Origin of the sequence: Streptomyces sp. LS1784, from assembly GCF_020103755.1 — a bacterium.
GTDB lineage: Bacteria > Actinomycetota > Actinomycetes > Streptomycetales > Streptomycetaceae > Kitasatospora.
In genome coordinates this window covers 1-9,370 of sequence record NZ_JAHSQD010000324.1, presented here as the reverse complement: position 1 = coordinate 9,370, position 9,370 = coordinate 1, and the positions used below count along the sequence as shown (strand labels likewise).

The following is a 9,370-nucleotide window of genomic DNA, read 5'->3' as shown; positions in this document are numbered from 1 at the left end:
GGACGGTGAGTTCGGCGAGCAGCACCCGGTGCCGGCCCAGCCGCAGGTCGGCCTCGATCCGCTGGTCCAGCGCGCAGAGCCGGGTCTCCTCCAACCTCTTTGCCTCGACGGCGAGTTGGCCACCGACTGGGACGTCCGCGAAGGCCGGACCGCGCCACAGCGCAAGCGCGTCGCCCAACTGCCGGGCGGCGAGCGGGAAGTCGCCCCCGTCCATGGCACGGTAGCCGCGCCCGGCGAGGCGGTCGAACTCCTGGAGGTCGACCAGTCCGCCACCGCTGTTCAGCATGTAGCCGCCGACCGAGGTGACCAGGACGTCCTTCGCGCAGGAGGCCCCAGGGCCGCCGTCGCCCTGGGCGAGTGCCCGGTCGATGAGGTCGCGCAGTTGGAGCACATAGGTCTGCACGGTGGTACGACTGCTGCGAGGCGGGCGGCCCGACCACAGTTCCTCGGCGAGGACACTCGCCGGGACGACCTGGTCGGCCCGTAACGCCAGCAGGGCGAGAACCTGCCGCGGCTTCGGCGCCGACGGCACCACCGACACCCCGCACAGTCGGACCCCCAAGGCCCCCAGCACCCGGATCTCCACGACGACCACCCCAAATCCAGACGGATCGGCGGCCCCGACGGCCGCCGGCCGGGCGGATGCTCCGCTGCTCACCGTCCACACAGGTCCGCTGGACGGTCGATCGAGCACCCGCCACCATCCAAAAACAGGTCAGACGGTTTGTCAACACAAAACCGAACGCACTGTTTGTTTCTAGGCGATGCAATCCCCTACGGAGCCGGACGCTGGACCACCCGCCCGATCCCGAACCGGTCCGCCCGGGGGCCGCCAGGTCGCCCGAGGCCCGTCCGCACCCGCCCCGACTCAGGCCGGGCCGGCTCCGTCCACACCCGCTCCGGCCGCCTCGCTCGCGTCGGCCTCCGCCGCCCCCGCCACCCCTGCCGCCTCCGCCGCCCGGGCCTCCGCCAGCTCCGCGACCACCCGGGCACCCCGGTCCACCGCGAGGTCGAGCGTGGCCAGCACCCCGGGCACCGCGATGCTCGGCATCAAGTGCTGGTACAGCGAGGCGATCCGGCGCTCCAGGTCCGCCCGGCCGGACATCTTCTGGGACTGGATCTGCACCCCTGTCCAGGCCCCGGTGACCAGCCACGCCGTCTCGGCGGGCACCACCTGGGGCAGCAGCTCACCGCGTCGACCGGCCGTTTCCAGCACGGTCTCGGCCCGCTGGATCCAGCCGGGCGCCGCGCCGCCGCTGAAGTCGCCGAACACGTCCTGACCGAGGGAGAGCCGCGCGCCCGCGCTCAGCACCGGGTCGCGCGGCATGAGGTGGGCGACCACCATCCCGAGATCCACGAACTCCTGGAGCTTGCAGTGCCGTTCGGGGATGTCGTCCCGGCCGAACTGCTCCTCCACGACCCCCTGGGCGAGCTCCCGCTTGGAGGCGAAGTGGAAGTACACCGCGCCACGGGTCACCCCGGCACGGGCCACGACTTCACCGATCGTCGCTCCCTCGTACCCGTACTCGTCGAAGACCGACGCCGCCGCCTCCAGGATCAGCCGACGCGTTCGGACCGCCCGCTCCTGCCGCACCACCGCAACCACCCCACCCGAAACGCTCGGCAAACAAAACCAAACACCCCGTATCTTACCCGCCAAGGCCGGCCGGGAGTCTTGCGTCCCAGGTCACATGGGACCGCCTTCGAGCGGGCCAAAACCGCGTGGACGGTATGGAACGAACGGATGACCGACGCCTCGCTGCCGGCTGTCATAACCGGAGCTTGGACTCCCACTTCTCACCGGCAGGCCAACGGATGACCATGTCATAGCAATGAACCTGCCAAGCCAGTCCGTCGACATTCTCACAGGTCAAGAAGCTTTACCAAGGCAAGCCGATCTCCGGACCACGCTCGGTGCCCACCCACCGTGCCCACCCGATCACGCTTGGCCGCCGACGAACCTTCGTTCTGGCTCCTTGAAAACCAAACCGGTAGGTACGTATCTTACGAGCCCTGAGCAGCCCACCCCGCCCGTCACGGCCCTTCGGAGCGCTCCCCATGACTCTGCTTGCCTTCCGCACGCCTGCCCCCGCCCTCGCCACCGGCACGGACTCCGGGACGATCGCCCACCCGGCCGCAGCAGCAGCCCCGGCACCTCGCCTGACCAGCACCGTCGCCAAGGAGTACGTCCACCGGGCCTGCCACGCCGAGGTCTTCCTCACCGGCAGCGAGCAGCTGACCGACACCACCTTCACCGTGACCGCGCAGTGGCCGCGGGCGCACACCTTCTTCAGCACCCCGGACGGCACCCGGCACGACCCGATCCAAGCTGCTGAAACGATCCGCCAGGCCGGGCTCTACCTCGCCCACACCCGGTTCGGCGTACCGCTCGACCACAAGTTCATGATGTGGAACCTCGACTACACCACCCGGCCGCGCCAGCTGCTGATCGATGCGGCACCGACCGACCTCACCCTGGAGGTCCGGCTCCTCGCCCAGCCGCGCCGGACCGGCACCACGATCGACTTCACGCTGGAAACCGTCGTGCGACGGGGCTCTCAGCCGGCCGCAACCGGGTACGCCCGCTTCACCACCGTCCCCGACTCCACCTACCAGCGGCTGCGCCGGGGACGCCACAACGCCGAGCATCCGTCGGCGCCGGCCGTGACCGCCGAACCGCTCCCGCCGGCCCGGGTCGGCCGGCTCCGCCCGGGCGACGTCGTGCTGACCCCGGCGGACGCCCCCGGCAGCTGGCACCTCACCCCCGACTTCTGGCACCCGATCCTCTTCGACCACGCCAACGACCACATCCCCGGCATGGTGCTGCTGGAGGCGGCCCGGCAGGCGGCCAACGCGCTGAGCAGCCCGGTCACCGTCACACCGACCGCCGCGGCCACCACCTTCCACCGGTACGCCGAGCACGACGCACCCACCATGATCACCGCCCGGCACACCCCCGGCGAGAGCCCGGACGCCCTCACCACCACCGTGACCGGCCACCAGCACGGCGAGCCGATCTTCACCACCGTGCTCACCGGCCACCCGGACCACCGCTGACCGGAAAGCCGCCGCCGCACCGACCGGGCAGACGGTTCGGGCCGAAAAGCTCCCACGCTCGCAGCGGTCCGCTCCCACCGCCCTGCCGGCGGCCCCACCACCGGTCGCACCACCCGAACGGCCCGCCCGACCATCCCGGTCCGGCGGGCCGTCCGCGTGCCGACGACGTTTCGCGGTGCGGCGCCCCTGGCACCTGTCGTTGCCCCCGGACCGGCCCCGGCCGGAACGCACCGGTTCCGGGCTGGCACCGGGGCGAACACCTGCGCGAGGATGTCAGCCCCTGAATCCGCGCTGCCCACAGGAGCACGCCGTGAGCGAAGTCGCTTCACAGCAGAACGAGTTGATCAGACTGACCGACCGCCCCGGCACCGACGACACCCCCGGCTGCGCCGGGCGGAGCGGCGGCCGGAACGTCCGGGTGCGGGTCCTCGGACGGCACGCCCCGGGCTCCCTGCTCGGACACGACTGGCTGGACTGCGAGATCACCGTCACCGCGGACTCGGTGCGCGGACAGTTCGTCACGCTGGTGACCGACCGCCATCTCAGACAGTGGGAAACCGCCTTGGACCGACTCGGGCGCGGGTCAGCCGTCCGGTGGCTGGACGAGGAACACGGCCCGGAGCTGCGGATCGAACCCGGACGGCCGGGCGGCCTTTGGGTGACCGTCTCCGACGCGGAGGAATCGGGCGTCACACTCCGGGTCGTGCTCTCCCCCGCGCCGGGCTGGCTGGAGGAGCAGCGCGCCCTGCTCGAACTCGTAAGGAACGCCTATCCGTCCGAGGTCGTCGAACTGTCCCCGGGCGTCCACTCCTGGCGCGGAGAGCCGGCCGGCTGAAAGGTCCTGACAGGAGCCGCCGAGGGCGTGACTGCCGGTTTTGTTTCTCGTTTGTCGGTGGGCGGGGAAGAGGGTGTCCCGTCCGTGCATCGTGTCGGACGAACTGTGGGGGCTGATCGAGCCGTTGCTGCTGCCGGAGCCGCCGAAGCTCAAGCCGGGCCGTCCCGATGCGGACCGAGCCCGGTCGACCGCGCGCAACCGGGCAGCAAGCAGTCGGTGATCGCCCGCCGAGGAGTCCCGCACGGCTCCGGCCCCGGAACCGTGCGGTGGGTCGTCGAGCGGACCGGCGCCCCGGGCCCACGGGTTCCGACGCCTGCGGGTCCGCTGGGACACCCGCCACGACATCCGCGAGGAATTCCTCAAGCCGGCCTGACGCGTGATCACCCGCCGGCTCCTCGGGAGTCGACCGGCCGTCATCACCGCGGTGGCATCGGCCTTCCCAGCCGGGCGAGCGAACGGTCGGGCAGGGTGAGGAGGAAGAGCAGAGCCGCACCGCCGAGCATGAACAGCGCGAGGTGGTGCAGCCCGCCCGTGGTGGCACCGTGCGGGAAGAAGGCCGCGTTCGCGGCCGAGGCCGCCATGGCACCGAGGTACATGAAGGTGCGCAGCAGCCCGGCCGCCGAGGCGATGACAGCCGGGTCCGCCTGGTGGTAGAGGGCGCTCTGGGTGCCGAGCCCGATCAGCCCCTGCGAGACGCCCGCCAGCGCGCCGACCGCGATCAGCAGGGCGCCTGGGCTGCTCGCGTGCACCAGCAGCAGGGCGGCACACGCCGCGATCTGGCAGGCGGAGCCGACCAGCAGCTTGCCTCGCACGCCCGGACCGCGGCCGGTCGCCCCGGCGACCGTGAGCGCGGTCAGTGACAGCGGCAGCAGCACCAGTCCGGCGGTGGTGGCCGACAGGCCGCGCCCTTCCTCCAGCCACTGGGTGTAGCCGTAGAGGAAGGCGTAGATGGCGGTGTAGCCGAGGACCTGGCGCAGGTAGGTGGCGATCAGCGGGCGGTTTCCGGCGAGCGCCCTCAGGTCGATGAAGGGGGTGCGGGCCCGCCGCTCGCGGACGACGAAGGCGACGGCCGCCAGGACCGCGAGCACCGGCAGGTACCAGCGCGCCGGGTCGGGCCTCATCAGGAACAGCATCAGGGTGAGCAGGAGGACCGCGAACAGCGCGATCCCGGCATGGTCGAGCCGGTCCGGGCGGCCCGGGTGGTCGCCGCTGTCCGGGTGGTCGATGCGGTCGGAGCGACGCGCGGCGACGGGAAGCCGGACCGCGCCGAGCGCCAGGCAGGCCAGTGACAACGGGACGTTGACGGCGAAGACCGTCCGCCAGCCGCCCGCGCCGATCAGCAGACCGCCGAGGGTGGGCCCGACCACCGCGACGGTCTGGTTGGCGACCGCCAGCACCGTCAGTACCCCGGCGGGGCTGGACTGCCCGGTCCGCTCGGCCTCGCTGCGGGTCAGGTGCATCGCGGCGTAGGCCGCGGAGGTACCCAGCCCGAGCAGCACCCGGGCGGCGATCAGCAGCCCGAGGGACGGGGCGAGCGCTCCGAGCAGTCCGGCGAGGCCGACCAGGGCCGTCCCCGCGAGGTAGAGCGGGCGCGGGCCGTGGGTGTCCACCAGCCGCCCGATCACCGGCTGGCCCACGGCGGTGGCCAGGTAGAGCGCGGTCACCAGCCAGGCGGTCTCGGCGGGCGGCGCACCGAAGGCGGCGCCCACGGGAACCAGGGCCACCGCGATCATCGACGAGTTGATCGGATTGAGCACCGAGCCGAGCACCATCGGTGCGATCAGCCGACGGTCGAACCCGCCGTCCGGAGCAGGCTGACGCCCGGACCGGATCCGGGCCAGCAGGGCGGCCGGGCCGGCCTTCACCGGTTCAGCCGGTCCATCAGGGCCAGCGCCTCCAGCACGGTGGCGCGCTCGGCCTCGGTGTAGTGCTCCGCCATGGCGCGGGTCAGCCACTCCTGGCGGGCCTGGCGGCTGTCCGCGACGTGGTCCAGCCCGGCCTCGGTGAGGCTGACCACCTGGCGGCGCCCGTCCTCGGGGTCGGGGCGGCGCCCGACCAGTCCGTGCTGTTCCAGCGCGGCGAGGGTGGCGGCCATGGACTGCGGGCGGACCCGCTCGGCGGCGGCCAGCACGCTGGCGGAGGCCGGGCCGTCGTTGACCAGCCGACTGAGCACGGCGCTCTGGGAGGGTGTCAGGTCGCTGGTGCCGCTCGCCTCCCGGAGGGTGCGGCGCAGCCGACTGAAGACGGCGCGCAGCTCCCGGGCGGCCAGCGCCGCGGTGTCGGGGACCACGGAGTCGACGGACCCCGCGGTGTCGGCCTGGGCCCCGCGGGCCGCGGTGGCGGCGGCACGGGCTGTTCGCTTCTCGGTCACGGTTCCACGGTAATTTCGACAGTCTGGACTGTCCAGTCTGGACTGAAGTTTTTCCCGGGGCGGTCGGTCATCTCCACCACCCGCGCCCGAGGGACGACGGACGGGCCCGGGATAATGACGTCATGATCGACAAGCAGCTCCGCGTCGTCCTCGCCGAGGACTCGGTGATCCTCCGGGACGGCATGGTCGAACTCCTCACCACCCGCGGATGCACGGTGGTCGCCACCGCCGGGACGGCGCCCGAGCTGATCGCCGCCGTCACCGAGCACCGGCCCGACGTGGCCGTGGTGGACATCCGGATGCCGCCCACCCACACCGACGAGGGCATCCGGGCCGCGGTGGAGATCCGTCTCGCCCTGCCCGAGGTCGGCATCCTGGTCTTCTCCCAGCACGTCGAGACCACCTGGGCGGCCCGGCTGCTGGCCGGTGGCGCCGCCGGCATCGGCTACCTGCTCAAGGAACGGGTGGCCCGCACCTCCGAGTTCGTGGACGCCCTGCACCGGGTCGCCGCGGGCGGGACGGCCCTCGACCCGGAAATCGTCAACGGCCTGATGCACGGCGGGCGGCGCAGCCGGGTGGACGCGCTCACCCCGCGCGAGCGGGAGGTACTGGAGCTGATGGCACAGGGGCACTCCAACCGCTCGATCGCCACGCTGCTGGTGGTGTCGGAGCGGGCAGTGGAGAAGCACGTGGCCGCCGTGTTCGGGAAGTTCGACCTGCCCGCGACCGACGCCGACAACCGGCGGGTCAAGGCCGTACTCGCCTACCTCGCGGAGAGCGGCGCCTCCTGAGGCGGCAGCCCAGGCGACTCTGGCGCGACCGCCCGTCAGAGCCGCCTGGGCAGTTCGGCACTGACCTTCGTCGGCCCGCCGGGCGGGCTGTCCACCCGCAGCGTCCCGTCCACCGCCGCGAGCCGCTCGGCCAGGCCGGCCAGCCCGGTGCCCGCGCCGATCGCGGCGCCGCCGCGCCCGTCGTCGCGTACGGTCAGCCGGACCCTCCCGTCGACCGCGCTCACGTTCAGCTCCGCCGACCGCGCGCCGCTGTGCTTGGCGACGTTGGTCAGCAGCTCGGCAGCGCAGAAGTAGACGGCCCGCTCGATCACCTGCTCCGGACGCTCCCGCAGGTCCAGCCGGACGTCGACCGGCACCGGCGAGGTGGCGATCAGTCCCGGCAGCGCCTCGGCCAACCCGCCGTCCAGCGCCACCGGGTGGATGCCCCGGGTCAGCCGGCGCAGACCGGTGATGGTGTCGTCGGTCTGCCCACGGGCCCGGTCGACCAGGGCGCGCAGCCGCCCGAGGTCGGGCCCGCCCGAGCCAACCGGTCCGCCCTCGGCCGGCACGTCGCCGGCCGGAACACCGTCGGCCGGAACACCCTCGGCGAGCACGTCGTCGGCCAGCGACAGCGTGATGGCCAACGCGACCAGTTGCGCCTGGGTGCCGTCGTGCAGGTCGCGTTCCAGACGTCGCAGCCGATCGGTGTTCTCGGCCAGCAGGGTGGCCCGGGCGTTCTCCAGCTGACGCACCCGCTGCTGCGAGCGCACCGGCCCGAGCAGGGTACGGGCCGACGAACGGTCCGCTGCGCCGAGCGCCCGCACCGCGGTGGGAACGACGGCCAGCGCCCCGAGGCCGATCGGAACCGCGCCCAGGTCCAGCAGGCCGACCGGCCGCGGGCCCGGCTCCATCATCCGCACCCAGAGCGGGAAGCCCACCAGCCAGACGCTGCTGAGCGGAAGCCCGACCACGGCCAGGAACCCGAGCACCCCGAGCGGCACCCGCAGGAGGAGGTAGAGCAGCGCCCGCCAGGCCGCCGGGTCGGTCAGCACCACCCGGCCCCGGGCGAACACCCCGGGCGGGCGCGGCAGCGGCTGCGGTGCGGGCACCTCCTCCCCGAGCAGCCGCCCGACCAGCCACCGGTGCAGCCCGCCGAGCCTCCTCGCCCCGAGCAGCGCGGCCACCACGAACGGCAGGCCCAGCACGGTGAGCGAGAGCAGCGCCCCCGCGTAGAGGACGGCGACGGCGTACGCCCCACCGAGCACCCCGAGCGGCAACCCGAGTACTGCGAACGCCAGTTCACCGCCGCGCACCGACCGGTACCGCCGCCGCTCAGCCACCATCCACCTCACTGCTCATCCGCCGCCCGGCCCCCAGCATCCACCAGGCACCACTGGAGCCGCCGCACCCATCTGCCCTTCCGTCCGGACAGCCCGTCTGGCAGCCACGGCGCCGACCTCGCGGCCCGCCGAGCGTCGGCGCCTGCCGCTCTCCTCCCTCCATCTCACTCCCGCTCCCCGCCCGTCGGCTCCACCGCCGAGCCGCCGACCGCCCACAGGCCCGTGCCCACGATCCCCGGCACCGTGAGCCCCGCCGCACCCAGCACCACCCGGGCGCACTGCGGCCCCGGCACCACCGGCACCACCGAGCCCGTCACCGCCAGGCTGAAGGCCGCCGAGGCCGTGGCCGCCACCGCCGCGCCCAGCAGCACACCGATCGCCGTGGTCAGGGCCGCCTCCACGGAGAGCATCCGCAGCAGCTGCGGCCGTGTTGCCCCGACCAGGCGCAGCAGCGCGAACTCGCGGCGCCGGTCGGCGGTCAGCGCCACCAGGGTGTTGACCGTGGAGACCGCCGCGAAGCAGACCAGCAGCCCGAGCTCCATCTCGCGCAGCCAGACGTCGCTCGCCTTGGTGACGCTGGTCTCGGCACCCGTTGCCCGGGCGGCGTGCTCGGCGGTGCCGGTGAGGATCAGCATGGTGCCGGAGAGCCCGACCAGCAGCGCGACCGGCACCACCGCCGAGGAGAGCCGGGCCGCGTAGCCGCGCAGGTTGGCGTCCGCCAGCCAGCCCGCCCGGGGCACGAGCACCCTCGCAGGGGCGCCGAGCACGGTTGCCAGGACGCGCGCCGCCACCGGCCCCAGCAGTCCGACGGCGACCAACAGCACCAGCGAGCCGAGCAGCGAGGCCTGCCCTGCCTTGTCCAGCTCTCCGGCCGGCCGGCTCGCCGCCAGTCGCAGCAGCAGCCCACCGCCCGCGAGCACCGCCACCCCCGTGAGCAGCCGCAGCACACCCGTGCGCCGCGGCCCGCCCGCGCCTTCGGTCAGCGCGACGGCCGGGG

The 9,370-nt window shown here is 73.4% G+C and carries 9 protein-coding genes; 3 read left to right on the top strand and 6 right to left on the bottom strand.

Annotated features, from left to right (window positions below; translation table 11 throughout):
• The coding region (locus KS423_RS29195) for a BTAD domain-containing putative transcriptional regulator (protein WP_224282773.1) at positions 1–586 on the bottom strand (586 nt) is incomplete at its 3' end.
• 282 nt (positions 587–868) lie between these two features.
• On the bottom strand, positions 869–1,597 hold the full coding sequence (locus KS423_RS29190) for a ScbR family autoregulator-binding transcription factor (RefSeq protein WP_224282770.1): 729 nt from the start codon (positions 1,595–1,597) through the stop codon (positions 869–871).
• 461 nt (positions 1,598–2,058) lie between these two features.
• On the opposite strand from KS423_RS29190, the gene KS423_RS29185 reads away from it, so the two are divergent.
• Both KS423_RS29185 and KS423_RS29180 read left to right on the top strand, forming a co-directional pair.
• Positions 2,059–3,057, top strand: a complete 999-nt coding sequence (locus KS423_RS29185; protein ID WP_224282769.1) for a ScbA/BarX family gamma-butyrolactone biosynthesis protein — start codon at positions 2,059–2,061, stop codon at positions 3,055–3,057.
• A gap of 310 nt (positions 3,058–3,367) precedes the next feature.
• Positions 3,368–3,892 (top strand): DUF5959 family protein, encoded by a 525-nt coding sequence (locus KS423_RS29180; protein ID WP_224282768.1) that lies wholly within the window; start codon positions 3,368–3,370, stop codon positions 3,890–3,892.
• 416 nt (positions 3,893–4,308) lie between these two features.
• Here the strand turns inward: KS423_RS29180 and KS423_RS29165 are convergent, their stop codons facing one another.
• Together KS423_RS29165 and KS423_RS29160 are read right to left on the bottom strand one after the other, a co-directional pair.
• A complete protein-coding gene (locus KS423_RS29165) occupies positions 4,309–5,757 on the bottom strand; it encodes an MFS transporter (protein ID WP_374120046.1) in 1,449 nt (482 codons plus the stop codon).
• Positions 5,754–6,182 (bottom strand): MarR family winged helix-turn-helix transcriptional regulator, encoded by a 429-nt coding sequence (locus KS423_RS29160; protein WP_224282771.1) that lies wholly within the window; start codon positions 6,180–6,182, stop codon positions 5,754–5,756. The genes KS423_RS29165 and KS423_RS29160 overlap by 4 nt, the downstream gene beginning before the upstream one ends.
• A 203-nt stretch (positions 6,183–6,385) precedes the next feature.
• On the opposite strand from KS423_RS29160, the gene KS423_RS29155 reads away from it, so the two are divergent.
• Positions 6,386–7,054, top strand: a complete 669-nt coding sequence (locus KS423_RS29155; protein WP_224282767.1) for a response regulator transcription factor — start codon at positions 6,386–6,388, stop codon at positions 7,052–7,054.
• Positions 7,055–7,089: 35 nt separating this feature from the next.
• Here KS423_RS29155 and KS423_RS29150 read toward each other — a convergent pair whose 3' ends face one another.
• Together KS423_RS29150 and KS423_RS29145 are read right to left on the bottom strand one after the other, a co-directional pair.
• On the bottom strand, positions 7,090–8,376 hold the full coding sequence (locus KS423_RS29150) for a sensor histidine kinase (RefSeq protein WP_224282766.1): 1,287 nt from the start codon (positions 8,374–8,376) through the stop codon (positions 7,090–7,092).
• Between the two features lie 161 nt (positions 8,377–8,537).
• The coding region (locus tag KS423_RS29145) for an FtsX-like permease family protein (protein WP_224282765.1) at positions 8,538–9,370 on the bottom strand (833 nt) is incomplete at its 5' end.